This window comes from Nocardioides sp. AN3 (genome assembly GCF_054653495.1).
The window spans coordinates 25175-48383 of record NZ_BAAIGC010000007.1 but is presented as its reverse complement, the minus strand read 5'-3'; the positions used below and the strand labels follow the sequence as shown (position 1 = coordinate 48383).

The following is a 23209-nucleotide window of genomic DNA, read 5'->3' as shown; positions in this document are numbered from 1 at the left end:
GAGGTATGCAGACGAGTCGTCACTCCCCTCGCGGAACTCCGCACGGGAGGTGACAACTCGTCTGCATACCTCGACGAACAAGCACTCGCGGCGGCCGCCGGACGGCGTGGCCCAGCGCCTCCGAGCGAGCGTGGCCGCGCGCGTGGCGGCCCCTCAGAGGGTCGGGAACCAGATCCCGATCTCGCGCGCGGCGGACTCGGGCGCGTCGGAGCCGTGGACGAGGTTCTGCTGGACGGCGAGGCCCCAGTCGCGACCGAGGTCGCCGCGGATCGTGCCCGGGGCGGCCGTCGTCGGGTCGGTGGCGCCGGCCAGCGAACGGAAGCCCTCGATGACCCGCTCCCCCTCGACGACCATCGCGGCGACCGGACCGGAGAGCATGAACTCGACGAGCGGCTCGTAGAACGGCTTGCCCTCGTGCTCGGCGTAGTGCGCGGCGAGGATCTCGCGAGTGGCGGTGCGCAGCTCCAGGGCGACCAGCGTGTAGCCCTTCGCCTCGATCCGGCGGATGACCTCGCCCGTGAGGCCACGGCGGACGCCGTCGGGCTTGACGAGGACGAGTGTGCGCTGGGTCATGGCCCGCACCCTAGCGACCGCCCCCGCGCTCGATCGAACCGGCGTCGGCAACCCGAGCTCGACCGAACCCGCGCCCCACAGAGATCAAGATGCGTCGAGTCGCCGTTCAGTGCTGGGCGTCGTACGCCGCGAACGCCGCCGCCCGCTCCCGGTCGATCCGCCGACCGAGGAGATCGGCCATGCCCCACAACAGGGCGAAGATCCCACCGAGGACGAACATGATCCCGACGACGAACCCCAGCGCCAGAGCGGCGACCTGGATGGCCCAGCCCAGCGCGTAGGCCCACGGCCGGCGCAGCAGGCCGGCCACCACCACACAGGCGACGACCAGTCCCAGACCGATCGCGAGCGCCCAGCCCGTCGCGACGTCGGAGATCGAGATCATCACCGGCGTGGTCAGTCCGAGCGTGATCGCCTCGAGCGCCAGCACCGCCGCGCACATGCCGCGACGGGGCGACTTCTCGCGTTCCGTCGTCACTTCACGCCCCCGAGCAGCACCCGCGCCTCGCCGACGGTGACGACGGACCCGGTGACCAGGACGGCCCCGGAGCTGAGGGAGTCACCCGAGCCGGACTCGGCCAGGGCCGCCGCGGCGTCGATGGCGTCGGCCAACTGTGGGACGACCGTGACCCGGTCCTCGCCGTAGATCGGCACGGCGAGCTCGCCGAGCCTGCTCGCGCGCATGGCGCGCTCGGTCGAGGACTGCGTGACGACGAGGTGCTCCAGATGCGGCTCGAAGGCGGCCAGGACGCCCTCGACGTCCTTGTCGCCCATGACGCCGATGACCCCGATCAGGGGCGAGAAGGAGAACGAGTCCTCCAGCGCCGCGGCGGTCGCCTCGGCGCCGTGCGGGTTGTGCGCGGCGTCCAGCACGATGGTGGGCGAGCGGCGCACGACCTCGAGCCGGCCGGGCGAGGTGACGTCAGCGAACGCGTTGCGCACGATCTCGTCGCCGAGCGGCTCGCTGGTCTCGCTCTGCGCGCCCAGGAAGGCCTCGACGGCGACGAGAGCCACCGCGGCGTTCTGCGCCTGGTGGGCGCCGTAGAGCGGGACGAAGACGTCCTCGTAGGTCGCCCGCAGGCCCTTGAGCGTGAGGAGCTGGCCGCCGACGGCCGGGGTCCGGGAGACGACGGCGAAGTCGACGCCCTCACGCACGAGCGTCGCACCGACCTCCGCGGCCCTGGTCTCGAGCACCGCGAGGACGTCGTCGTCCTGCTCGGCGACGACGGCGATCGCGCCGGGCTTGATGATCCCGGACTTCTCCACCGCGATCGCGGCAGGCGTCCCGCCCAGGTAGGCGGCATGGTCGACCGAGATCGGGGTGATGACGGCGACCGCCCCGTCGGCCACGTTGGTGGCGTCCCAGGAGCCGCCCATGCCGACCTCGACCACGGCGACGTCGACGGGCGCCTCGGCGAACTTGGCGTAGGCCATCCCCACGACCGTCTCGAAGAACGAGAGGGGGTGGATCTGGTCCGCATCGACGAGGTGGGTGTAGGGGGCGACGTCGTTGAACGCGTCCACGAACGCCTCGTCCGACAGCGGCTCGCCGTCGATGCTGATCCGCTCGCTCATCTTCTCCACGTGCGGGCTGGTGAACCGGCCGGTGCGCAGGTCGAGCGCTCGCAGCAGCGTGTCGATCATCCGAGAGGTCGAGGTCTTCCCGTTTGTCCCGGTCAGGTGGATCACCGGGTAGGCGCGCTGCGGGTCGCCGAGGATCTCGACGAAGGCCCGGATCCGGTCGAGCGACGGCTCGAGCCTCGTCTCGGGCCAGCGGGAGAGGAGCGCATCCTCCGCCTCAGCGAAGGTCTGAGCCGGGCGGCCGGCGGGAGTCTCGGTCATGGCCCGTCGAGTCTAGGTGGACTCGTTTCACGGGCGTGAATGCGCGAGCCCTAGGATTTCGGCTATGACCGACACCACGCAGACGCAGCCCGGTTTCACGGGCGACCCGGACACGACGACCGCAGTGCGCGCCGTCGTCGTACCGGAGAAGCCTGCGCTCGAAGGTCTCGAGGCCAAGTGGGGCCAGCGGTGGAAGGCCGACGACACCTACGCGTTCGACCGCACGCAGCCGCGGGAGAACGTCTACGCGATCGACACTCCCCCGCCCACCGTCAGCGGCAGCCTGCACGTCGGGCACGTCTTCTCCTACACCCACACCGACCTCATCGCCCGCTTCCAGCGGATGCGCGGCAAGACCGTCTTCTACCCGATGGGCTGGGACGACAACGGCCTGCCGACCGAGCGTCGCGTCCAGAACTACTTCGGCGTGCGGTGCGACCCGGGCCTGCCCTACGACCCCGACTTCACGCCACCGGAGAAGCCCGACCCGAAGAGTCAGATCCCGATCAGCCGGCCGAACTTCATCGAGCTCTGCGAGCGGCTCGTGGAGCAGGACGAGAAGGTCTTCGAGGAGCTGTGGCGCGTCGTCGGCCTCTCGGTTGACTGGAAGCAGACCTACACGACCATCGGCCCGGCCGCCCAGGCGGTCAGCCAGCGCGCGTTCCTCCGCAACCTCGCTCGCGGCGAGGCCTACCTGCACGACGCGCCGACGCTGTGGGACGTCACCTTCCAGACGGCGGTCGCGCAGGCCGAGCTCGAGGCGAGGGAATACCCCGGCGCCTACCACCGCGTCGCCTTCCACAAGCCTGACGGCTCCCCCGTCCACATCGAGACCACACGTCCCGAGCTCATTCCGAGCGTCGTCGCGCTGATCGCCCACCCCGACGACGAGCGGTACGCCGCCCTCTTCGGCACCACCGTCACCAGCCCGGTGTTCGGCGTCGAGATCCCGGTGCTGGCACACCCCGCCGCCGAGCCCGACAAGGGTGCCGGCATCGCGATGTGCTGCACCTTCGGCGACCTCACCGACGTGTTGTGGTGGCGCGAGCTGCAGCTGCCGGTCCGCACGCTCATCGGGCGCGACGGCCGGATGAGCCGCGAGACGCCCGAGTGGCTCTCGAGCGAGGCCGCCGCGGCGGCGTACGAGGACCTCAAGGGCAAGACGGCGCACTCGGCCCGCGAGGCCATGGTCGCGAAGCTGCGCGAGACCGGCGACCTCGAAGGTGAGCCGACCCCGACTCTGCGGATGGCGAACTTCTACGAGAAGGGCGACAAGCCGCTCGAGATCGTGGCGACCCGGCAGTGGTACATCACCAACGGCGGCCGCGACACCGCCCTGCGCGACCAGCTCGTCTCTGCGGGCGACCAGATCACCTGGGTGCCGGCCCACATGAAGCACCGCTACGACAACTGGGTCAGCGGACTGAACGGTGACTGGCTGATCTCGCGGCAGCGCTTCTTCGGCATCCCGTTCCCGGTCTGGTATCGCCTCGACGAGCAGGGCGAGCCCGACTACGACCACCCGTTGCTGGCGAACGAGGAGCGTCTGCCGGTCGACCCGTCGACGGACGCCCCCGAGGGCTTCACCGAGGAGCAGCGCGGCAAGGCCGGCGGCTTCATCGGCGACCCCGACGTGATGGACACCTGGGCGACCTCCTCGCTCACCCCGCACATCGCGGGCGGCTGGGGCTCCGACGACGACCTGTTCTCGCGCGTCTTCCCGATGGACCTGTGCACGAACGCGCACGACATCATCCGGACCTGGCTCTTCTCGCGCGTGGTGCGCGCGCACTTCGAGAACCGCGCCGTCCCGTGGCACCACGCGATGATCTCGGGCTTCATCCTCGACCCCGACCGCAAGAAGATGTCGAAGTCGAAGGGCAACGTCGTCGTGCCCACGGAGATCCTCGAGAGGTTCGGCGCCGACGCCGTCCGTTGGCGTGCCGCCATGGCGCGTCCCGGCCTGGACTCGCCGTTCGACGAGACGCAGATGAAGGTCGGTCGCCGGCTGGCCGTGAAGGTGCTCAACGCCTCCAAGTTCGTCCTCGACGGGGTCAAGGCCACCGAGCTCAATGCCTTCGAGGTGAGCGAGCCGGTCGACTGCGCCCTCCTCGCGCGTCTCAAGGACGTCATCGAGAAGGCCACCGACGCGTTCGAGGCCTACGACTACACGACCGCCCTGGAGACGACCGAGAAGTTCTTCTGGGAGTTCTGCGACGACTACGTCGAGCTCGTGAAGGAGCGGGCGTACGCCGAGGAGGACAGCTCCGCCAAGGCGTCGGCCAAGTCCACGCTGGCGATCGCGCTGCACACCCAGCTGCGCCTGCTCGCGCCGTTCCTGCCCTACGTCACCGAGGAGGTGTGGTCGTGGTGGCACTCGGCGAACGCCGAGGGCGGCTCCATCCACCACTCCGCCTGGCCGACCGAGCTGGAGCTCGGCTCCGCGGCCGCGGCTGACCCGTCCAGCCTCGACGCCGTCTCGGCAGCGCTGACCGGCCTGCGGGGGGCCAAGTCACAGGCGAAGGCGTCGATGCGCGCCGAGCTCTCGCACGCGACGGTGACCGGGCCCCAGGCGCTGGTGCAGGCCGCCGAGCTGGCGGCGGACGACCTGCGCAAGAGCAGCCGGATCGTCGGGGAGCTGCGGTTCGTCGTGGACGAGTCCGCCACCGAGCTGACCGTCAGCGCGGAGCTCGCTCACACCGACTGAGAGCTTCGCTTCGGCGAGCAGACGCAGATGACCGCGCCCCCGCCGCCGAGCAGACCCAGATGGCCGCGCCATCCTCGCCGAGCAGACCCAGATGACCGCAGGCTGCGGCGGTGATCTACGTCCGCTCGGGGGCGAACCGGCGGTGATCTGCGTCCGCTCGAGGTCGAACCGGCGGTGATCTGCGTCCGCTCGAGACCGAACCAGCGGTCATCTGCGCCCACTCGAGACCGAACCAGCGGTCATCTGCGTCCGGTCGGCGTACGACGGTTGGTCAGTGCCGGCCGTGGCGGCCGTTGCCGCCCCAGCCGCGCCCGGTGCTCGACCGGCGAGCGTCGGACCAGCTGTTCGACGGCACCCAGCTGACGACAGCGCCACGGACGGAGAAGCCGTGGGAGCGGGCGCCGGCGAGCGCGTCGACCGCCTGGCCGCCGCGAGCGTGGCCCCATCCCCGGCCGTAGGCGTGTCCGTGTCCGTTGGACCCGCTCCGAGCCGCGGTCGAGACCGCGGCACGGTCCCAGGAGGACTGCTGGACCTGCCCCTGGCGCTTGACCCAGCCCCAGCCGAGATGCATCTGACTGGAGGGCGTCATCGCACCGTGGTGACCGAGAGCCGGCGTGGCGGGGTGCGCGGGGTGTGCCGGGTGCGCCGGGTGGCCGAGCCAGCCCGGGAGGATGGACGTCGGGGCGGTCGGGGCGGTCGGGGCGGCGACGTGGTGTGCCGGCGCAGGCGCCGTCGGGTGAGTCAGCGCTGCTTGGGTCGGCGCCGCGTGGGTCTTGGCGTGGGCTCCAGCAGCGCCAGAGCGGTGGTGAGCCTGAGCAGTCCTGGCCCGAGGCGCGCTCGTCCGCGTCCGCGCGCCGCCCGGTGCCGACTGCCTGACCACTCGGTCGGCGGTGTCCGGCGCGATCGCGAGGCCGGCAGCGGCGTGGGAGACGACCTTCGCCTCGGTCGAGAGGATCTCCTGAGGCTGAGGAACCAGGCGCGCACCCGCCACCACGACCTGCGTGGGGGTCACGAAGATCCCGGAGAGTGCGTCAGAGCGCAGCGCATTCACCACGACCACGATGCACGCGATCGAGATGACCAAGAACGCTGCGAGGGGCGCCTTGTGTTGTGAGCTCACAGGCGCGTCCCTGCCGAGACCAGGACCGACACACTGTCATTGTCTCGGCCTGCCGGAGGCGAACACGGACGAAAGAGGACAAATGGCTCAAAGTGACTAGATCTGCCTGGGTAGGTCAGGCGGACTTCTTCTTCTTCGCCTCGGACTCGCGCGGGACCAGCGTCGGAGCCGCCTGCCCCTCGACGACGTCCTGGGTCACGATGACCTTGCCAACGTCGCCGCGCGACGGCACGTCATACATCACCTGGAGGAGGACCTCCTCGATGATCGCGCGCAGGCCGCGCGCACCCGTGCCTCGCTCGAGCGCGTTGTCGGCCACCGCCTCGATGGCGTCGTCGGTGAACTCCAGGTCGACGCCGTCGAGCTCGAAGAGCTTCTGGTACTGCTTGACCAGCGCGTTGCGCGGCTCGGTGAGGATCTGGACGAGCGCCTCACGGTCGAGCTTGCTCACGCTGGCGATGAGCGGCAGACGGCCGATGAACTCGGGGATGAGGCCGAACTTCGTGAGGTCCTCGGGCCGCACCAGCTTGAGGAGGTCCTCGGCCTGCTTCTCGGCGTGACCGCGCGGCTCGGCGGTGAAGCCGAGGGTTTTCTTGCCGACCCTCTGCTCGATGATGTGCTCCAGACCGGCGAAGGCGCCGCCGACCACGAACAGGATGTTCGTCGTGTCGATCTGGATGAACTCCTGGTGCGGGTGCTTGCGCCCACCCTGCGGGGGGACGGACGCGGTCGTGCCCTCGATGATCTTCAGCAGCGCCTGCTGCACGCCCTCACCGGAGACGTCGCGGGTGATCGAGGGGTTCTCCGCCTTGCGGGCCACCTTGTCGATCTCGTCGATGTAGATGATGCCCGTCTCGGCCTTCTTGACGTCGTAGTCGGCCGCCTGGATCAGCTTCAGGAGGATGTTCTCGACGTCCTCGCCGACATACCCCGCCTCCGTCAGCGCCGTTGCGTCGGCGATGGCGAAGGGGACGTTCAACATCCGCGCGAGCGTCTGGGCGAGGTAGGTCTTGCCGCATCCCGTCGGGCCGATCACGAGGATGTTGGACTTCGCCACCTCCACGCTCTCGTCCTTGGAGTGCTTGCCCGCCGCCCCGGAGGTCGAGCCGGGCTGGAGCCCGGCTTGAACGCGCTTGTAGTGGTTGTAGACCGCGACGGCCAGCGACTTCTTCGCCTGCTCCTGGCCGATGACGTAGGAGTTGAGGAACTCGAAGATCTCCTTCGGCTTCGGCAGTTCGTCGAGGCTGACCTCGGTGCCCTCGGAGAGCTCCTCCTCGATGATCTCGTTGCACAGGTCGATGCACTCGTCGCAGATGTAGACGCCCGGCCCGGCGATCAGCTTCTTGACCTGCTTCTGGCTCTTCCCGCAGAAGGAACACTTCAGCAGGTCGCCTCCGTCACCGATGCGTGCCACGGGCGGTCTCCTTCTCGCAGGTCTTGCTCGTCGTGCGTGGGTCGTGATCGTGCGGGCGGGGCTGTCCGTTCCAGCCCCTGACGGTACCCCGTGTCCGCCTCTCGCGGGAGACGGACACGGGGTCCATGCGTTCAGTCGGTCAGGCCAGGACCGGCGTCTTGAGCGACCCGAGGACGGTGTCGATCAGCCCGTAGTCCACCGCCTGCTGGGCGGTGAGGATCTTGTCGCGCTCGATGTCGCGGCTGACCTCGTCGTGCGGCCGCCCGCTGTGGTCGGCGATCATCTTCTCCAGCAGCTCACGCATCCGCAGGATCTCGTTGGCCTGGATCTCGATGTCGGAGGTCTGGCCGAAGGTGCCCTCCGTGTAGGGCTGATGGATGAGGATGCGGCTGTTGGGCAGCGCCATCCGCTTCCCCTTGGTGCCGGCTGCCAGGAGGATCGCCGCCGCCGAGGCCGCCTGGCCCATGCACACCGTCGACACGTCGGGCTTGATGAACTGGATCGTGTCGTAGATCGCCGTGAGCGCCGTGAAGGAGCCACCGGGCGAGTTGATGTAGATGTTGATGTCCTGGTCGGGGTTCATCGACTGCAGGCAGAGCAGTTGCGCGATCACCGCGTTCGCGACGTCGTCGCTGATCGGTGTGCCCAGGTAGATGATCCGCTCCTCGAAGAGCTTCGCGTAGGGGTCGATGCGGCGGAAGCCGTAGGACGTGCGCTCTTCCCACTGCGGGATGTAGTAGTTCATGGCTCTCCTCGCCCGCTCAGTCGTTCGCGTGGGCCGGGCGGCCCTCGTCGGAGGCCTCGCGGGCGCTCGTGATCACCTGGTCGACCAGCCCGTACTCCAGGGCCTCCTGCGCGGTGAACCAGCGGTCGCGGTCCGCGTCGGCGACGACCTGCTCGATGGGCTGGCCCGTGTGCTGGGAGATGAGGTCCAGCAGGACCTTCTTGATGTGCAGCGACTGCTGCGCCTGGATCTTGATGTCGGAGGCCGAGCCGCCCATGCCCGACGAGGGCTGGTGCATCATGATCCGCGCGTGCGGCAGCGCGTAGCGCTTGCCCTTCGCGCCGGCGCAGAGCAGGAACTGGCCCATCGAGGCGGCCAGGCCCATGCCGACGGTGGCGACGTCGTTGGGGATGTAGTTCATCGTGTCGTAGATCGCCATGCCGGCGTCCACAGAGCCGCCCGGGCTGTTGATGTGCAGGAAGATGTCGGCGTCGGGGTCCTCCGCCGAGAGCAGCAGCAGCTGGGCGCAGATCGCGTTGGCGTTCTGGTCCCGCACCTCGGAACCGAGGAAGACGATCCGCTCCCGCAGCAGCCGCGAGTAGATGTGGCTGTCGAGGTCGGCCGGCCCGGGACCGCCGCCCATCTGGTGCGAGTACGCCGAAGCCTCGGCGTGGCTGGAGTTCTGGTTCACGTCGCCGACCCTAGCCGTCGGTCCGGACAGTTCCACGGGTTCTCGGCCCCTGTTCGCTGACGGCGGACGCGACGAGGCGGCGTACGACGACGAAGGCGCCCGGCCCCACCAGGGGACCGGGCGCCTTCGGTGCGCTCAGGGGTGTGTCACTCCGCGTCGTCGGCGACGGGCTCGGCCGCCGCCTCCTCCTCGGAGGCGCCCTCGGCCTCGGGCTCGCCGACCGTGCCGTCAGGACGCAGGTTCTTCAGGTCGAGCACGTTGCCGGAGGCGTCCTTGACCACGGCCGACTCGACGATCGAGGCGAGGGCCTTGCCGCGGACGATCTCGCCGGCGTACTCCTGCAGGTGGTGCGGGTGCTCCTGGATGTGCGCGAACGCCTGCTGCGGGTCCTGACCCTGGCTCTGCGCCTGGCGGAGGATGTAGCCGGTGAGGTCCTCGTTGGTGACCTCGAAGTCGGCGCCCTTGGCGATCTCGTCGAGGAGCATCTGCGCGGTGATGGCGTCGCGGACCCGGCGCTCGAGGTCGGCCTCGAACTCCTCGATGGTCTGCTCCTCGTCCTCGAGGTACTTCTCCATCGTGAGGCCGGCGAACTGCAGCTGCTGCTCGATGTTCTCGCGGCGGGCGTTGAGCTCGTCGGTGACCAGCGTGTCGGGGAGCGGGATCTGGACCTTGTCGAGCAGGGCCTCGAGCACGGCGTCACGCGCCGCGGCCGCCTGCTCGAGCCGCTTGCCACGGCCGAGCCGCTCGCGGACGTCGGCCTCGAGCTCGGCGAAGGTGTCGAACTCGCTCGCGAGCTGCGCGAAGTCGTCGTCGGCCTCGGGGAGCTCCTGCTCCTGGACCTGGGTCACCTTGACGGTCACCTCGACGTCCTGGCCGACCATGTCCCCGCCGACGAGCTGGCTGGTGAAGGTCGCCTCCTCGCCCGCGGAGAGGCCGGTGAGGGCCTCGTCGAGACCGTCGAGCATCCCGCCCTTGCCGACCTGGTAGCTCATGCCGCTGACCTCGGCGCCCTCGACGGTCTCGCCGTCTTGGGTCGCGACGAGGTCGATGACCACGAAGTCGCCGTCGGCCGCGGGCCGCTCGACGTCCTTGAGCGTGCCGAACCGCTCGCGCAGCGCCTGGACCTGCTCCGCGACGTCCTCGTCGGTCACCTCGACGTCGTCGACGCTGGCCTCGAGGCCGTCGTACTCCGGCACCGTGAACTCGGGGCGGACGTCGACCTCGGCGACGAACTCGAGCGGGCCGTTGTCCTCGTACTTGGTGACCTCGACCTCCGGCTGCGCCAGCGGGGTCAGGTCGTTGGCCTGGAGCGCCTCGACGTACTTGGTGTTGAGGATGTCATTGAGTGCCTGGTCGCGGGCCGCACCCGGGAACTGGCGCTCGATGACGGCAGCGGGGACCTTGCCCTTGCGGAAGCCGGGGACGTTGATCTGCTGGGCGATCTGCTTGTATGCCTTGTCGAGGCTCGGCTTGAGCTCCTCGAAGGGCACCTCGACGGTCAGCTTGGCCCGGGTCGGGCTCAAGGTCTCGACGGCGCTCTTCACAGGGTTTCTCCTCTAGTTGAACTGATGTGGCGTGAGCGGTCGGGCAGCAGGACGTGGATCCTCGCGAAGGTCAGTGCCACTTCGCGGCTTGCAAGCGCGCCCGATCCTCGTCCCGCAACTTCGACCTGCCAACGATAGCCGCCGCCGCGCCCAGGCCGAACTCGGCGCCGATCGGTCCATCAGTCGGGATGACTGGATTCGAACCAGCGATCTCCTGCTCCCAAAGCAGGCGCCCTACCAAACTAGGCCACATCCCGTTGGGTGGATCGTATCCGTGCCCCCCGCCCGGCGGCGAAGCGAGGCCGCCCGACCGCATGCTCGTCGAGGTAGGCAGAGCCGACGCCACGCCGGGTCCCTCGGAGCGGATGACGGGAATCGAACCCGCGTAATCAGTTTGGAAGACTGAGGCTCTACCATTGAGCTACATCCGCGTGTCCCCGCAGCAGCGGAGCGACCTGCGAAATGGTGCCATACGCGCCGCCCTTCTCCCCAACCGGCTCCCCCACCAACCGGCCCCAGGACGGTGGGCTACAGCCGGTGGACGACGACGGTGGCCCGATCGTCGTTGCGCGAGCCCAAGGCGTCGACCAGCCGCTGGGCCGCGTCGACGAAGTCGCCACGCAGCAGCGACTCCGCCTCCCCGACGAGTCGGTCGATGCCGAGGTCGATGTCACGGCGGGGCTGCTCGACCATGCCGTCGGTGTAGAGCAGGATCGCGTCGCCGTGGGCGAGGACGCCGGAGGCGACCTCGAACTCCGCCCCGGGGATCAGCCCGAGGATCGGTCCTTCGCTGGCCAGCACGCTCCACCGCCCGGAGCCGGCGGCGCGCCACACCGGCGGCGGGTGGCCCGCCGTGCGCAGGTCGAACGCCCCCGTCATCAGGTTGACCGAGAGGTGCACGGCGGTGGCGAAGCCCTCCTCCCACTCCTGCCGGAGGAGGTACTCGTTGGCCGCCGGCAGGAACTGCTCGGGCGGCAGGGCTCCGAGCAGGCCGCCGAAGGCGCCGGAGAGGAGGAGGGCACGAGTGCCGGCCTGCTCCCCCTTGCCGGAGACGTCGACGACCACGACCTCCAGCCGGTCGCGCGCGGGCCGGCTGGCGACGACGAAGTCACCCGCGAAGAGCGTGCCGCCGGCCGAGGCCAGTGCGGACTGGACGTGCCAGTCCATCGGCAGCACCGGGATCCCGCCCTGGTTGAGGATGCGGTCGCGCAGGTCCACGAACATCGACTCGCCCCGGACGCCGGCGACGCCGAGCCGCGAGCGTCGGAACGACATCAGCAGCACGATCAGACCGAGCAGGAAGACGGTGGCGATGCCCGTCACGGTCGCCGGCGCGATGTCGACGTGGCGCAGCCGACGCCCGATGACCGCCACCACGGTCAGCGTCAGCACGAACACCACGAACCACGGCAGCGAGCGCGGCCCCAGCACGAGGCTCGCGATCAGCAGCGGCACCAGGAGCAGGGTGACGGGCGCGTAGGTGGCGGCCGTGATGATCAGGAAGCAGGTGACCAGCGCCAGGGCGCTGAGCATGAGCAGCATGCCCGTCTCGCCGGTGAGGCGGCCCTTGCGCAGCCGAGCCCGGGCACGCCACCTCAGCGAGCGTCCGACCGCGGCGGCGCGCGACGACTCGGCGGGAGCGGTCATGTCTGAGGTCCTCGTGGTCGGGGATGCCACACTCTAGTGGGCAGATCAGCGCGTCGCGCGAGATCGGGAGGCTCGCTGGCAGCGCGGGCACCAGAAGAGGTTGCGACCCTCCACCTCCGCCGTACGCACGACGGCGCCGCACACGTGACAGGGCTGCCCGGTGCGCCGGTAGACGTAGACCTCGCCGCCGTGGTCGTCGACCCGCGGGTCGCGGCCCATGGCCTCCGGCGTGTGCTCGTGGCGGACGGTGTCGATCCGGTTCTTGGCGACGCCGTCGTGCATGAGCGCCACGAGGTCCTCCCACATCGCGAGCCACTGCTTGCGGGTCAGCGAGTCGCCGCGCCGGTACGGGTCGACGCGGTGCCGGAACAGCAGCTCGGCCCGGTAGACGTTGCCGACGCCCGCGAGCACCGTCTGGTCCATGAGCAGGCTCGCGATGCTGCGCTGGCTCCTGCCGATCCGCGCCCATGCGCGGAGCGGGTCGGCGTCCTTGCGCAGCGGGTCCGGTCCCAGCTTCGCCACACAGGCGTCGACCTGCTCAATGGTCCACAGGTCGCAGGCGGTCGCGCCGCGCAGGTCGGCGACCGACCGCTCCCCGACCAGGCGCAGGCGCACCTGTCCGATCGGGGGCGGCACACTCTGCCCACCCCGGGCGTCGTACGGCGCGAGCTGCAGCTTGCCGATGAGCCCGAGATGGATGTGGACGAAGCGGTCGCCGGCGAACTCGACGAACAGCTGCTTCCCCCACGCCTGTGCGCCCTCGAGCACCTGGCCGTCGAGCTGACGGGCCTCGGCGTCGAAGCGGCCCTGCGGACTGCCCACGCGCACCGGGCGACCGGCGAAGGCGTCGGTCAGGTCATGGGCGAGGCGATGGAGGGTGTGGCCCTCGGGCATGAGGCGGTCAGTCCTGGTCTTCCGCCGGGCCGATGCCGCGGGCCGACTCCGGGAGCGGCGGCCGCTGACCGGTGCGGTCGTAGACGTCGAGCTGGCCGATGCGGCGGATGTGGCGCTCCTCGTCGCTGAACGGCTCAGCGAGGAAGATCTCGACGAACCGGGTCATGTCCTCGATGCTGTGCATCCGTCCACCGACGGCCACGACCTGGGCGTCGTTGTGCTCGCGCGCGAGCTTGGCCGTCTCGTCGGAGTGCACGAGAGCGCACCGGATGCCGGTCACCTTGTTGGCCGCCATCTGCTCCCCGTTGCCGCTGCCACCGATCACGACGCCGAAGCTGTCCTGACCCTGCTCGCGCTCCCGGGCGACCGCCTCGGCCGCCCGGATGCAGAAGACCGGGTAGTCGTCGAGGGCGTCGTAGACGAACGGTCCGTGGTCGACGACCTCGTAGCCGAGGTCGGTGAGGCGGGTGGTCAGGTGGCTCTTGAGATCCAGGCCTGCGTGGTCGCAGCCGAGGTGCACGCGCATGGGGTCATCCTGTCAGGTCGCCTCAGGCGTACGACGCCAGGAACCCCGACACCTGGCGGACCAGCCGCTCCGCGCTGGTGAAGGCGTCGTGCCGCCAGAAGCCGTGCGTCTGCCCGAGGTAGCGCGTCGCGGTCACCTCGACACCGAGGGCATCGAGCCGTCGGGCGAGCTCCTCCCCCTCGTCGCGCAGCGGGTCGTGCTCCGCGGTGACGACGAGCGTGGGCGGAAGGGTCGCGAGCCGGTCGCTGAGGAGCGGCGCCAGGTCGGGGTCCGTCAGGTCGGCGTCGGTGGCGGCGTACTGCTGCCAGTACCAGGCCGCCTCCTCCCGGTCGAAGCCCTCGGCTGCCGTGTCGTAGGACTCGAACGCCTGCGTCGGGTCGAGGAAGGGGTAGATCAGGGCGACCGCGTCGAAGAGGCCGGGGTTGCGCAACGCGGCGACCAGGGCGAGGTTGCCCCCGGCGCTGTCGCCGTGCGCGAACGTCGCGTGCTGCGGGTCTCGATCCTGCCGCTCCAGCCAGCGCAGCACCGTGTCGACGTCGTCGACGGCAGCCGGGAACCGGTGCTCCGGCGGACGCCGGTAGTCGACGCTGAGCACGGCCAGACCGCTGCGGTTGGCGAAGCGCCGACAGACCGCATCGTGGATCTCGACGTCGTTGAAGACGAAGCCTCCGCCGTGGAGGTGGACGACCAGCCCGTTCCCACCCGGCCAGACCGCATCCTGTGGCTTGTAGAGCCGGCACGGCACGCCGTCGGCGTCGACGTCCTCAGCGCTCGCGACCTCCTCCTTCGGCTCCTTCGACGCCACGAGGCGGGCCGCCTCACGCTGTTCGGCGACCGGCACCTCCCAGACCTTGGGACCATCCTTGTACTGGTCGAGGGCGGAGACCGCCTGGCGGAAGAGTGTCACGGCGGCCATCCTGCCGTGCGGGGCGGCGTATCCCCCGCCCGACCCCTCGCGCCGAGGCCCCGTGGGCGAGGAGAGTGTCCTCATGTTCATCGAGACCGTCCCCGAGTCGAAGGCCACCGGCGACCTGGCCGCGTACTACGCACAGCAGCGCGGCGCGTGGGGCTTCCTGCCCGACTACGCGGGTGCCTTCTCCACCCGACCGGACGTCGCGCAGGCGTGGAACGCCCTCAACGGCGCGATCCGCAGCGGGATGGACCGGCGACGCTTCGAGCTCGCCACCATCGCGGCGGCGCGTGCACTGCGCTCCACCTACTGCACGGCGGCGCACTCGAAGTTCCTCCGCGACGTCTGCGACGACGAGGCGACGCTGTGGACGCTCGCCGAGGATCCCTCGGGAGGCACCCTCCCTGAGCAGGACCGCGCGGTCTACGCATTCGCGACCAAGGTCGCCGCGGACGCAGCCTCGGTCGAGCAGGCCGACATCGACGCCCTCCGCTCCGTCGGGCTGACCGACGCCGACATCGCCGACGTCGTGTACGCCGCCGCGGCCCGCTCCTTCTTCACGCGCGTGCTCGACGGACTGGGTGCACAGCTGGACCCTGAGACCGCCTCCGCGCTGCCCAGCGGGCTGCTCGACGGGATGGTCGTCGGGCGGCCGGTCGGCGCGGCGACCGAGCCCGCCTGAGCCCGCCCTGAGGTCGAGCGGCGGACCCTCAGCCGGCCAGGGCGTCGGCGATGTGAGGACCGATCTCCCGCAGCGCCTTGCCCCGGTGCGAGATCGCGTCCTTCTCCTCCTGCGCGAGCTCGGCCGTCGTGAGTCCGGGATGGTCGGAGGCCTCGAAGAGCACGTCGTATCCGAACCCGCCGCTCCCGCGGACCTCACGGATGACGCGACCGTCCATGCGCCCCTCGAGGACCAGCTCGCCCTCGGCCCAGACGAACGCGATCGCACAGGCGAAGTGCGCGCTCCGGCGAGCGTCGGGCACGTCGGTCAGCTGATCGAGAAGCAGCTGGTTGTTGCGCTCGTCGCTCTTGGGTCGCCCGCTCCAGCGCGCAGAGAGCACCCCCGGCATGCCGTTGAGCGCGTCGACGCAGAGACCGGAGTCGTCCGCGACCGACGGCAGGCCGGTGGCGAGGAAGCCGGCGCGCGCCTTGATCAGGGCGTTGCCCTCGAAGGTCGGCGCATCCTCGACCGGCTCCTCGTAGAACGCCACGTCATCGAGGCCGACGACCGCGACTCCCGGCACAAGGGGGGCGAGGATCCGCTCCATCTCGGCGATCTTCTTGGCGTTGCGCGATGCGACGAACACCTGCGTCATGCGCGCTCCAGCGCCTCGCTCTGCAGGCGCGTCAGGTCGGCGCAGCCCTTCTCACCGAGCGCGAGCAGGGCGTCGAGCTCGGTGCGGTCGAACGCCGCCCCTTCGGCCGTGCCCTGCACCTCGACGAACTTGCCGCTCCCCGTCATGACGATGTTCATGTCGGTCTCGGCCCGCACGTCCTCCTCGTAGGGCAGGTCGAGCCGCGGAACGCCGTCGATGATCCCCACCGAGACGGCGGCGACCGATCCGGTCAGGGGCTCGCCCGTGAGCGCGCCTCTTGCCTTCAGGTGGGCGACGGCGTCGGCGAGGGCGACGTACGCACCCGTGATGGAGGCGGTCCTCGTGCCGCCGTCGGCCTGCAGGACGTCGCAGTCCAGCTGGATGGTGTTCTCGCCCAGCGCCTTGTAGTCGATCACCGCCCGCAGCGACCGGCCGATGAGCCGCGAGATCTCGTGGGTGCGGCCACCGATCCGGCCCTTGACGGACTCACGGTCCGAACGCGTGTTGGTCGACGCCGGCAACATCGCGTACTCCGCCGTCACCCAGCCGAGGCCCGAACCCTTGCGCCACCGCGGCACGCCCTCGGAGGCGGAGGCGGCGCAGAGCACACGAGTGCGACCGAACTCCACGAGCACCGAACCCGCAGCGTGGTCGAGCCAGTTGCGGGTGATCGTGATCGGGCGCAGCTCGTCGTCGGCGCGGCCGTCCGCGCGGGTCGTCGTCATACCCGCGACCCTATCGGCGACGATTGCGCCGCCCCCGGGGTGCCGCCCGGCGCGGCCGCGGATCCCCCGCCGCCCGGCCCGCCGCTGCGCCGGATTCGCACGACACGCCGTACGCCGCGGCGAGTCGCCCCCGCGGGGCGCATGGGCGGGCCGGTGGCCGCTCGCGCCCCCGGCGCACCCGCGGCCGCTCGCGTTCCCGGCTTACTTGACCTCGGCGCGGAGGATGCGGCGCAGCCCGATGACGAACGGGATCACCAACCAGACGAACCCGGACACGACGAGATGCGCCCATTCCTTGCCGGTCATGGACGAGAGCGTGTAGAGCTCGGCCCGCGCGGCGTCGAAGTTGATCCACGGAGCGAGCTTGTCGAACCAGCTCATGTAGTGCGCCCCGAGGGCGATCAGTCCGGGCAGGATGTAGGTGTAGACGAAGAAGATGACGATGGCTGCGGCCGTGTTGAGCAGCAAGGAGGCCAGCGCGAAGCCGGTCAGCATCGCGAGGTTCTGGTTGATGATGAAGCCGAAGAACCCGTCCCACCCGTAGTGCCAGTCCGCGTGGCCGTTCAACAGCCCGTAGAGCACGGTGCACAGCGCACCGATGGCGGTCGCGAGCACGATGGTCGCCAACGTCAGGAGGACCCCGACGACGAGCTTCGCGAGCACGACGCGGGACCGCCGGGACTCGAGGGTGAACGTCACCATCGCCGACCGCTGGGTCCACTCGGTGGTCACCAACATGATCCCGAGGACCGGGAGCAGCACGGACGTCAGGAAGGCAGCGACGGCCGTGAAGTCTCCGAACTGGATCTTCTGGTCGTTCACCGTGGTGACGATCAGCGCGATCGCCTCGGCACCGACGACCAGGATGCCGATGGCAGCGAGCAACCAGAAGCTCGCCCTCGTGTCGCGGGCCTTGCGGAACTCGACGTTGACGAGCCGGGCGAACGGAACCGGCGCGGTGTCGGTGACGTCGAGCACGAGCGGCGCGGCGCCGCTGGAGGCGGTGGTCATGCGACGGTCCCTTCGGGGGTCGGAGCCTGGAGCGAGGACGGCGCCTCACGCTGGGTGTCGGCGGTGAGCTGCAGGAAGAGGTCCTCCAAGCCCGCACCGCCGTCGCGGAGGTCGGTGAGCACGATCTGCGCCTCGAGCGCGGCGCGCCCGACGTCCGGGGTGGCGGCGTGGACGCGCAGCCCCTCGCCGGCCGTCTCGACCGCGACGCCCTTGGCACGCAGCGCGGCGGCGAGCGAGGCGTTGTCGAGCGAGGTCACCAGGGTCTGGGCGGGGCCGGCTCCAGCGAGCAGCGTCGTCCGGTCACCCTGGGCGACGATGCGTCCGTTGCCGATGAGGATCATCTCGTCGGCGATCTGCTCCACCTCGTGGAGGAGGTGGCTGGAGAGCAGGACCGTGCCGCCGCGGTCGGCGTAGGACTTGAGCAGCCCGCGCATCCAGCGGATGCCGGCGGGGTCGAGTCCGTTGGCCGGCTCGTCGAGGATGAGGACCTGCGGGTCGCCGAGCAGGGCGTGCGCGATGCCGAGGCGCTGCTTCATGCCGAGCGAGTAGTTGCGGATGCGCCGCTTGGCCTCCGACTTCGTCAGCGAGACCAGCTCGAGCATCTCGTCCACGCGCGACTCGGGCAGGCCCATCGTCATCGCACCGAGGGTGAGCACCTCCCGGCCGGTCCGGCCGCCGTGCTGGGCCGACGCGTCGAGCAGCACCCCCACGTGGCGGCCCGGGTTCGGGATGTCGTGGTAGCGCAGTCCGCCGATCATCACCTGACCCCTCGTCGGCGGCGTCAGCCCCACCATGACCCGCATCGTCGTCGACTTGCCGGCGCCGTTGGGCCCCAGGAAGCCGGTGACCCGACCGGGCTGGCACACGAAGCTCACGTCGTCGACGGCCGTGAACGCGCCGTACTTCCTCGTCAGTCCTTCGACCTTGATCATGGGCCCTACCCTGCCGTGTCTCGGCCGCGACGCCCAACCGACAGGCGGCGAGTCCGCGTGTTGACTCGTCGAGGTATGCAGGCGGACCGACACGTCCCTCGCGGAGTTCCGCACGGGAGGTGACGACTCGGCTGCCTACCTCGACGAACAGTCAGCCGGCCGCCCGCGTCAAGGCAGCGAGTAGACCGCCCCGGCGACCGCGAGCTCGGCGGGGCCCTCGAACGACGTGGCCGCCTCGGCGAGCATGCCGTTGCTGTCGTGCCACGGCGGGACGTGGGTGAGGACGAGTCGCTTCACGCCGGCCTTGGCGGCGACGTCACCAGCCTGGACACCGGTCAGGTGCAGGCTCGCGGGGTTGTCGTCGCCCTCGCGGAACGACGCCTCGGCCAGGAGCAGGTCCGCGCCCTCGGCGAGCCCGAGGAGCGCCTCGGTCGGCCCGGTGTCGCCGGTGTAGGCCAGCACGGTGCCGGCCACCTCCACCCGGAAGGCGAACGCCGGCACGGGGTGGTCGACCTCGACGGGCGTGATCCGGAACGGCCCCACGTCGAAGCGGCTGCGCAGCCGGCGGAAGTCGAACTCCTCGGCCATGCCCGGCTTGCGCGGCAGGTCGTAGGCGCGCGCGAGCCGGCGAGCGGTCCCCTTCGGGCCCCACACGGGGATGGGCGGCTGCTGGCCGCTGGGGTGGTACTTGCGCAGCACGTAGTAGGAGGTCATGTCGATGCAGTGGTCGGCATGCAGGTGGGAGAGGAGGACGGCGTCGATGGCCAGGGGGTCGGCGTACCGCTGCAGCGCCCCGAGCGCGCCGTTGCCGAGGTCGAGCAGCAGCCGCCATGTACGCCTGCCGCCGTTGCCGTCGCTGCCGACGGCCTCGACCAGGTAGCAGCTCGCGGGCGAGTCCGGTCCGGGATAGGACCCGGAGCAGCCCACGATCGTGAGCGTCATCGCGGCGGACGGGGTCGGCGACCCGGTCGGGTGCTGGCTCATGCGAGTCCTCCCACGAACTGCGATGCGGCGACCATCTCCGGGCCGAGGAAACGGCGGCCGATGGTCTCGAACGCCTCGGGCGCGCCGGTGGTGAGGAAGCGGTACGTCGGCACGCCCGACTCGCGCATCAGGCCGGTGCCGGCGAGCATCCGGTAGACGTCCTTCGCACACTCCTCGGCGCTGCTGACGAGCGTGATGTTGTCGCCCATGACATACGAGATGACGCCGGTGAGGAGCGGGTAGTGCGTGCACCCGAGGATCAGGGTGTCGACGCCAGCGCTGGTGAGGGGGTCGAGGTACTCGTGGGCCACCGCGAGCAGCTCCTCGCCGCTGGTGACGCCCGCCTCGACGAACGAGACGAAACGCGGGCACACCTGCGTATGCAGCTCGACGTGCGGGGCGGCGGCGAAGGCGTCGTCGTAGGCCATCGACTCCGCGGTCGCGCGGGTGCAGATGACCCCGATCCGGCCGGTCCGGCTCGCGGCCACCGCTCGACGCGTCGCCGGCAGGATCACCTCGGTGACGGGCACGTCGTAGCGCTCCCGCGCGTCGCGCAGCATCGCGGCGCTGGCCGAGTTGCAGGCGATGACCAGCGCCTTGACGCCCTGGTCGACGAGGTGGTCGAGGCACTCCAACGCGTACTCACGCACTTCGGCGATCGGCTTGGGACCGTACGGCGCACGGGCGGTGTCGCCGACGTAGAGGACCGACTCGTGGGGCAGCTGGTCGATGACCGAGCGTGCGACGGTGAGCCCACCGAACCCGGAGTCGAAGATGCCGATGGGCGCGTCGACGTCGACGGGGAGGGTCGGCTCCAACCTCGGCACGTGCACAAGCGGAAAGGCTAGGCGCTGGGCACCGCTGACGCACGATGTCGGGGCTGTGAGTGCGCCCACGCCCTGACGGCCGGTCCCGGGGACCTACGCCCAGAGCTGGCCCTCGAGGGACTCCTCCGCCTGGTCGATCGTGCCCTCGTAGGCACCCGTGGACAGGTACTTCCAGCCGCCGTCGGCCACGACGAACGCGATGTCCGCCGAGACGCCGTCGCGCACCGCCTTCGCCGCCTGCCCGAGAGCGGCGTGCAGGATCGCGCCGGTCGAGATGCCGGCGAAGATGCCCTCCAGCTCGAGCAGCTCGCGCACGCGCCGGACGGCATCGCGCGGGCCGACCGAGAAGCGCGTGTCGATGAGCTCGGCGTCGTAGAGCTCCGGGACGAACCCCTCGTCGAGGTTGCGCAGGCCGTAGACCAGCTCGCCATACCGAGGCTCGGCGGCCACGATGCGCACGTCCGGCTTGGCGCGACGGAAGAACCGCGAGACGCCCATGAGGGTGCCCGTGGTGCCGAGACCGGCGACGAAGTGCGTGATCGAGGGGAGGTCGGCCAGCAGCTCCGGGCCGGTGCCCTCCTCGTGGGCGAGCGCGTTGGCGGCGTTGCCGTACTGGTAGAGCATCACCCAGTCGGGGTGCTCGGCGGCGTGCTGCTTGGCGACCCGCACCGCCTCGTTGGAGCCGCCGGCCGCGGGCGAGGAGACGATTTCCGCGCCCCACATGCGCAGGAGCTGGCGACGCTCCTCGGAGGTGTTCTCGGGCATGACGCAGACGATCCGGTAGCCCTTGAGCTTGGCCGCCATCGCCAGCGAGATGCCGGTGTTGCCCGACGTGGGCTCCAGGATGGTGCAGCCGGGACGGAGCAGTCCGTCCTTCTCGGCCTGCTCGATCATCCGCAGCGCCGGACGGTCCTTGATCGACCCGGTCGGGTTGCGGTCCTCGAGCTTGGCCCACAGCCGGACATCGGTCCCGTTCGGCTGCAGACCTGGAGACAGGCGCGGCAGCCCCACCAGTGGGGTGCTCCCCACCGAGGCGATGAGGCTGTCGTAGCGCGTCATGTCTCCCTCGTCGGTCGAGTGGTCCGAAGGCGGCGTCGGGGCCTCAGCGGGCGCCGCCGGCGACAGCCGGCAGCACGACGACCTGGTCGCCGTCCTTGAGCTCGGCCTCGAGGCCACCGAGGAAGCGGACGTCCTCGTCGTTGACGTAGATGTTGACGAAGCGGCGCAGGTCGCCGTTGTCGATCAGCCGGTCCTTGATGCCCGCGTGGTTCGACTCGAGGTCGTCGATGAGCGCGGCGAGCGTGCCTCCGTCGCCGCTGACGGACTTCTCGCCGGCGGTGTAGGTGCGCAGGATGGTCGGGATGCGGACCTCGATGGCCATGGTCTCTCCTTGGTGGGCCTGACTCGGTGTGCTCGGTAGTCGATCTGCTCGGCTACTCGGTGGTGCTCAACGCCGTGACCACCTGGATCTCTTCCTCGGTGATCTCGCCGTCGACGATCCGGTAGGAGCGGAACTCCACCGGACCTTCGTCGTTGCCGTGCTCGCGGGTGCTGACCAGCACGTAGTGGGCGTTCGGCTCGCTCGCCAGCTTGACGTCGGTGACGCTCGGGTAGGCCTCGGTGGCCGTGTGGGAGTGGTAGACGATCACCGGCTCCTCGTCAGCTGCCCACATCGACTTGTAGAGCTCGAGCAGCTCGGTGCTGTCGAACTCGTAGAAGGTGGGGCTCCCGGCGGCGTTGACCATCTCGACCACGCGCTCGGCACGGTCGCTGCCCTCCGGCCCGGCGACGATGCCACAGGCCTCGTCCGGGTGGTCACGCTTCGCGTGGGCGACGATGGCGTCGTACGTCGCCTGGGAGATGGTCAGCACGGCGACCAGCCTAGGCGAGGGGCACCTGCTCGCCTCACGCCGCCCGGAAGCCGGACGTGACGAGGCTCACGTGGCCGCCTCAGCTCGAGAGCGCCTCGACGAGGGTCTCCTGGAGGTAGCCGACCCAGTCGTAGATGTCGTGGGCCTGCCCGCGCGGGTCGTCGTCGGGCAGGGACGCCCAGTAGGTCTCGTCGCCCTCCTCGACCTCGAGCCGGGTGGCGAGAGCGAGTCGGATGTCGGTGAAGGAGCGCATCCACGCCTCGGCCGTCGGCTCGTCGAGCTCCACATCGATCATGAGGCCGTCCTCGGTCAGCTCGGGGGGCAGCCCGGCGTCCTCCAGCCCGTCGATGATCGCCGTCGCGGACGCCGCCTTGCCGTCGCGCAGGTTCCCCTCGGTGAAGCGGCGGAAGTCCCCGGCCGCCTCCTCGTCGTCGCGGTAGGCCGTCGGGAAGAGTCGCGCGAGCACCGGGTCGTCGGGCTCGGTGGTCGGCCCCGAGAAGTCGAGCAAGGCCTCCAGCGGGTCCTGCTCGACCGGGGCGGCCGACTCATTGCGGAGCAGCTCGACGAGCTGACCGGCGAGCGAGCGCAGGAGGTCTGCCTCGAAGCCGGTGAAGTTCGCGATGACCAGGCCGCTGCGCCGGTGCCGGGTGAACCCCGTCATTCTTGCTTCTCCAAGGTCGCCCACAGGCCGTACTCGTGCATGGCCTGCACGTCGCGCTCCATCTCCTCGCGCGTGCCCGAGCTCACCGCCGACCGGCCGTCCTCGTGCACCTCGAGCATCAGCTTCTCGGCCTTCTTCTTGGAGTAGCCGAAGTACTTGCAGAAGACGAAGGTGACGTAGGACATGAGGTTCACCGGGTCGTTCCAGACCACCGTGATCCACGGGGTGGTCGGGACGGTGACGTCATCGGTGACAGGCTCGTCGAGTTCCACCGGGCTCGGCGCGGACAT

24 protein-coding genes, 2 tRNA genes and 1 pseudogene are annotated in these 23209 nt (G+C 70.3%); 2 read left to right on the top strand and 25 right to left on the bottom strand.

Annotated elements, in window-relative coordinates:
- Nucleotides 1-153: 153 nt before the first annotated feature.
- From ndk to ACYQ1K_RS10325, 3 genes are all read right to left on the bottom strand, one after another.
- Nucleotides 154-573: a nucleoside-diphosphate kinase gene (gene ndk, locus ACYQ1K_RS10335; protein WP_459982863.1), complete on the bottom strand. Its 420-nt coding sequence runs from the start codon at nucleotides 571-573 to the stop codon at nucleotides 154-156.
- A gap of 106 nt (nucleotides 574-679) precedes the next feature.
- On the bottom strand, nucleotides 680-1051 hold the full coding sequence (locus ACYQ1K_RS10330) for a DUF4233 domain-containing protein (protein WP_459982861.1): 372 nt from the start codon (nucleotides 1049-1051) through the stop codon (nucleotides 680-682).
- Nucleotides 1048-2415, bottom strand: a complete 1368-nt coding sequence (locus ACYQ1K_RS10325; protein ID WP_459982859.1) for a bifunctional folylpolyglutamate synthase/dihydrofolate synthase — start codon at nucleotides 2413-2415, stop codon at nucleotides 1048-1050. Before ACYQ1K_RS10325 ends, ACYQ1K_RS10330 begins: the two co-directional genes overlap by 4 nt.
- A 64-nt stretch (nucleotides 2416-2479) precedes the next feature.
- On the opposite strand from ACYQ1K_RS10325, the gene valS reads away from it, so the two are divergent.
- Nucleotides 2480-5122 (top strand): valine--tRNA ligase, encoded by a 2643-nt coding sequence (valS, locus tag ACYQ1K_RS10320; RefSeq protein WP_459982856.1) that lies wholly within the window; start codon nucleotides 2480-2482, stop codon nucleotides 5120-5122.
- Nucleotides 5123-5393: 271 nt separating this feature from the next.
- Here the strand turns inward: valS and ACYQ1K_RS10315 are convergent, their stop codons facing one another.
- From ACYQ1K_RS10315 to ACYQ1K_RS10265, 11 genes and pseudogenes are all read right to left on the bottom strand, one after another.
- Nucleotides 5394-6242 carry a hypothetical protein gene (locus ACYQ1K_RS10315; protein ID WP_459982854.1) on the bottom strand — a complete coding sequence of 283 codons (849 nt, stop codon included), beginning with the start codon at nucleotides 6240-6242 and terminating at the stop codon, nucleotides 5394-5396.
- A gap of 115 nt (nucleotides 6243-6357) precedes the next feature.
- Nucleotides 6358-7656 (bottom strand): ATP-dependent Clp protease ATP-binding subunit ClpX, encoded by a 1299-nt coding sequence (gene clpX / locus ACYQ1K_RS10310; protein ID WP_459982852.1) that lies wholly within the window; start codon nucleotides 7654-7656, stop codon nucleotides 6358-6360.
- A 139-nt stretch (nucleotides 7657-7795) separates the two neighbouring features.
- Nucleotides 7796-8404, bottom strand: a pseudogene (locus ACYQ1K_RS10305) (ATP-dependent Clp protease proteolytic subunit); the annotation flags it as partial.
- A 13-nt stretch (nucleotides 8405-8417) separates the two neighbouring features.
- Nucleotides 8418-9023 (bottom strand): ATP-dependent Clp protease proteolytic subunit, encoded by a 606-nt coding sequence (locus ACYQ1K_RS10300; protein ID WP_459983021.1) that lies wholly within the window; start codon nucleotides 9021-9023, stop codon nucleotides 8418-8420.
- Nucleotides 9024-9217: 194 nt separating this feature from the next.
- Complete coding sequence (tig, locus tag ACYQ1K_RS10295; protein ID WP_459982850.1) at nucleotides 9218-10615, bottom strand: trigger factor; 1398 nt, start codon at nucleotides 10613-10615, stop codon at nucleotides 9218-9220.
- A gap of 183 nt (nucleotides 10616-10798) precedes the next feature.
- Nucleotides 10799-10872: transfer RNA gene (locus ACYQ1K_RS10290), tRNA-Pro, on the bottom strand.
- A gap of 103 nt (nucleotides 10873-10975) precedes the next feature.
- A tRNA-Gly gene (locus tag ACYQ1K_RS10285) sits at nucleotides 10976-11046 on the bottom strand.
- A gap of 97 nt (nucleotides 11047-11143) precedes the next feature.
- Nucleotides 11144-12262 carry a PP2C family protein-serine/threonine phosphatase gene (locus tag ACYQ1K_RS10280; protein WP_459982848.1) on the bottom strand — a complete coding sequence of 373 codons (1119 nt, stop codon included), beginning with the start codon at nucleotides 12260-12262 and terminating at the stop codon, nucleotides 11144-11146.
- Nucleotides 12263-12307: 45 nt separating this feature from the next.
- Complete coding sequence (locus ACYQ1K_RS10275; protein WP_459982846.1) at nucleotides 12308-13156, bottom strand: Fpg/Nei family DNA glycosylase; 849 nt, start codon at nucleotides 13154-13156, stop codon at nucleotides 12308-12310.
- Nucleotides 13157-13163: 7 nt separating this feature from the next.
- The gene (locus ACYQ1K_RS10270; protein ID WP_459982844.1) at nucleotides 13164-13682 is read right to left on the bottom strand and encodes a ribose-5-phosphate isomerase; all 519 of its coding nucleotides are present in this window, start codon (nucleotides 13680-13682) and stop codon (nucleotides 13164-13166) included.
- Nucleotides 13683-13704: 22 nt separating this feature from the next.
- Entirely contained in the window at nucleotides 13705-14598 is an 894-nt protein-coding gene (locus tag ACYQ1K_RS10265) for an alpha/beta hydrolase (protein ID WP_459983020.1), read from the bottom strand.
- Nucleotides 14599-14671: 73 nt separating this feature from the next.
- Here ACYQ1K_RS10265 and ACYQ1K_RS10260 point away from each other — a divergent pair, with 73 nt between their 5' ends.
- Nucleotides 14672-15274 (top strand): carboxymuconolactone decarboxylase family protein, encoded by a 603-nt coding sequence (locus ACYQ1K_RS10260; protein WP_459982842.1) that lies wholly within the window; start codon nucleotides 14672-14674, stop codon nucleotides 15272-15274.
- A 28-nt stretch (nucleotides 15275-15302) separates the two neighbouring features.
- Here ACYQ1K_RS10260 and rdgB read toward each other — a convergent pair whose 3' ends face one another.
- The 11 genes from rdgB to clpS form a co-directional block, all read right to left on the bottom strand.
- Entirely contained in the window at nucleotides 15303-15908 is a 606-nt protein-coding gene (gene rdgB / locus ACYQ1K_RS10255) for an RdgB/HAM1 family non-canonical purine NTP pyrophosphatase (RefSeq protein WP_459982840.1), read from the bottom strand.
- Nucleotides 15905-16633 (bottom strand): ribonuclease PH, encoded by a 729-nt coding sequence (gene rph, locus ACYQ1K_RS10250; RefSeq protein ID WP_459982837.1) that lies wholly within the window; start codon nucleotides 16631-16633, stop codon nucleotides 15905-15907. Before rph ends, rdgB begins: the two co-directional genes overlap by 4 nt.
- Nucleotides 16634-16834: 201 nt before the next feature.
- A complete protein-coding gene (locus ACYQ1K_RS10245) occupies nucleotides 16835-17644 on the bottom strand; it encodes an ABC transporter permease (RefSeq protein ID WP_459982834.1) in 810 nt (269 codons plus the stop codon).
- On the bottom strand, nucleotides 17641-18576 hold the full coding sequence (locus ACYQ1K_RS10240) for an ABC transporter ATP-binding protein (RefSeq protein WP_459982832.1): 936 nt from the start codon (nucleotides 18574-18576) through the stop codon (nucleotides 17641-17643). The genes ACYQ1K_RS10245 and ACYQ1K_RS10240 overlap by 4 nt, the downstream gene beginning before the upstream one ends.
- A 168-nt stretch (nucleotides 18577-18744) precedes the next feature.
- The gene (locus ACYQ1K_RS10235; protein ID WP_459982831.1) at nucleotides 18745-19560 is read right to left on the bottom strand and encodes an MBL fold metallo-hydrolase; all 816 of its coding nucleotides are present in this window, start codon (nucleotides 19558-19560) and stop codon (nucleotides 18745-18747) included.
- Nucleotides 19557-20387: a glutamate racemase gene (murI, locus tag ACYQ1K_RS10230; protein WP_459982829.1), complete on the bottom strand. Its 831-nt coding sequence runs from the start codon at nucleotides 20385-20387 to the stop codon at nucleotides 19557-19559. Before murI ends, ACYQ1K_RS10235 begins: the two co-directional genes overlap by 4 nt.
- 93 nt (nucleotides 20388-20480) lie before the next feature.
- Nucleotides 20481-21446 (bottom strand): PLP-dependent cysteine synthase family protein, encoded by a 966-nt coding sequence (locus ACYQ1K_RS10225; protein WP_459982827.1) that lies wholly within the window; start codon nucleotides 21444-21446, stop codon nucleotides 20481-20483.
- A 43-nt stretch (nucleotides 21447-21489) separates the two neighbouring features.
- Nucleotides 21490-21768 carry a MoaD/ThiS family protein gene (locus ACYQ1K_RS10220; RefSeq protein WP_459982825.1) on the bottom strand — a complete coding sequence of 93 codons (279 nt, stop codon included), beginning with the start codon at nucleotides 21766-21768 and terminating at the stop codon, nucleotides 21490-21492.
- A 52-nt stretch (nucleotides 21769-21820) separates the two neighbouring features.
- Entirely contained in the window at nucleotides 21821-22258 is a 438-nt protein-coding gene (locus ACYQ1K_RS10215; RefSeq protein ID WP_459982823.1) for a M67 family metallopeptidase, read from the bottom strand.
- A 79-nt stretch (nucleotides 22259-22337) separates the two neighbouring features.
- On the bottom strand, nucleotides 22338-22919 hold the full coding sequence (locus ACYQ1K_RS10210) for a DUF2017 domain-containing protein (RefSeq protein WP_459982820.1): 582 nt from the start codon (nucleotides 22917-22919) through the stop codon (nucleotides 22338-22340).
- Nucleotides 22916-23209, bottom strand: a complete 294-nt coding sequence (gene clpS / locus ACYQ1K_RS10205) for an ATP-dependent Clp protease adapter ClpS (RefSeq protein WP_459982818.1) — start codon at nucleotides 23207-23209, stop codon at nucleotides 22916-22918. Before clpS ends, ACYQ1K_RS10210 begins: the two co-directional genes overlap by 4 nt.

Coding starts and splice junctions, on each gene's coding strand:
- ndk (WP_459982863.1), bottom strand. CDS start 573: ATGACCCAGCGCACACTCGTCCTCGTCAAGCCCGACGGCGTCCGCCGT.
- ACYQ1K_RS10325 (WP_459982859.1), bottom strand. CDS start 2,415: ATGACCGAGACTCCCGCCGGCCGCCCGGCTCAGACCTTCGCTGAGGCG.
- valS (WP_459982856.1), top strand. CDS start 2,480: ATGACCGACACCACGCAGACGCAGCCCGGTTTCACGGGCGACCCGGAC.
- ACYQ1K_RS10300 (WP_459983021.1), bottom strand. CDS start 9,023: ATGGGCGGCGGTCCCGGGCCGGCCGACCTCGACAGCCACATCTACTCG.
- ACYQ1K_RS10280 (WP_459982848.1), bottom strand. CDS start 12,262: ATGACCGCTCCCGCCGAGTCGTCGCGCGCCGCCGCGGTCGGACGCTCG.
- ACYQ1K_RS10275 (WP_459982846.1), bottom strand. CDS start 13,156: ATGCCCGAGGGCCACACCCTCCATCGCCTCGCCCATGACCTGACCGAC.
- ACYQ1K_RS10270 (WP_459982844.1), bottom strand. CDS start 13,682: ATGCGCGTGCACCTCGGCTGCGACCACGCAGGCCTGGATCTCAAGAGC.
- ACYQ1K_RS10265 (WP_459983020.1), bottom strand. CDS start 14,598: ATGGCCGCCGTGACACTCTTCCGCCAGGCGGTCTCCGCCCTCGACCAG.
- ACYQ1K_RS10260 (WP_459982842.1), top strand. CDS start 14,672: ATGTTCATCGAGACCGTCCCCGAGTCGAAGGCCACCGGCGACCTGGCC.
- rdgB (WP_459982840.1), bottom strand. CDS start 15,908: ATGACGCAGGTGTTCGTCGCATCGCGCAACGCCAAGAAGATCGCCGAG.
- rph (WP_459982837.1), bottom strand. CDS start 16,633: ATGACGACGACCCGCGCGGACGGCCGCGCCGACGACGAGCTGCGCCCG.
- ACYQ1K_RS10245 (WP_459982834.1), bottom strand. CDS start 17,644: ATGACCACCGCCTCCAGCGGCGCCGCGCCGCTCGTGCTCGACGTCACC.
- ACYQ1K_RS10240 (WP_459982832.1), bottom strand. CDS start 18,576: ATGATCAAGGTCGAAGGACTGACGAGGAAGTACGGCGCGTTCACGGCC.
- ACYQ1K_RS10235 (WP_459982831.1), bottom strand. CDS start 19,560: ATGAGCCAGCACCCGACCGGGTCGCCGACCCCGTCCGCCGCGATGACG.
- ACYQ1K_RS10225 (WP_459982827.1), bottom strand. CDS start 21,446: ATGACGCGCTACGACAGCCTCATCGCCTCGGTGGGGAGCACCCCACTG.
- ACYQ1K_RS10220 (WP_459982825.1), bottom strand. CDS start 21,768: ATGGCCATCGAGGTCCGCATCCCGACCATCCTGCGCACCTACACCGCC.
- ACYQ1K_RS10210 (WP_459982820.1), bottom strand. CDS start 22,919: ATGACGGGGTTCACCCGGCACCGGCGCAGCGGCCTGGTCATCGCGAAC.
- clpS (WP_459982818.1), bottom strand. CDS start 23,209: ATGTCCGCGCCGAGCCCGGTGGAACTCGACGAGCCTGTCACCGATGAC.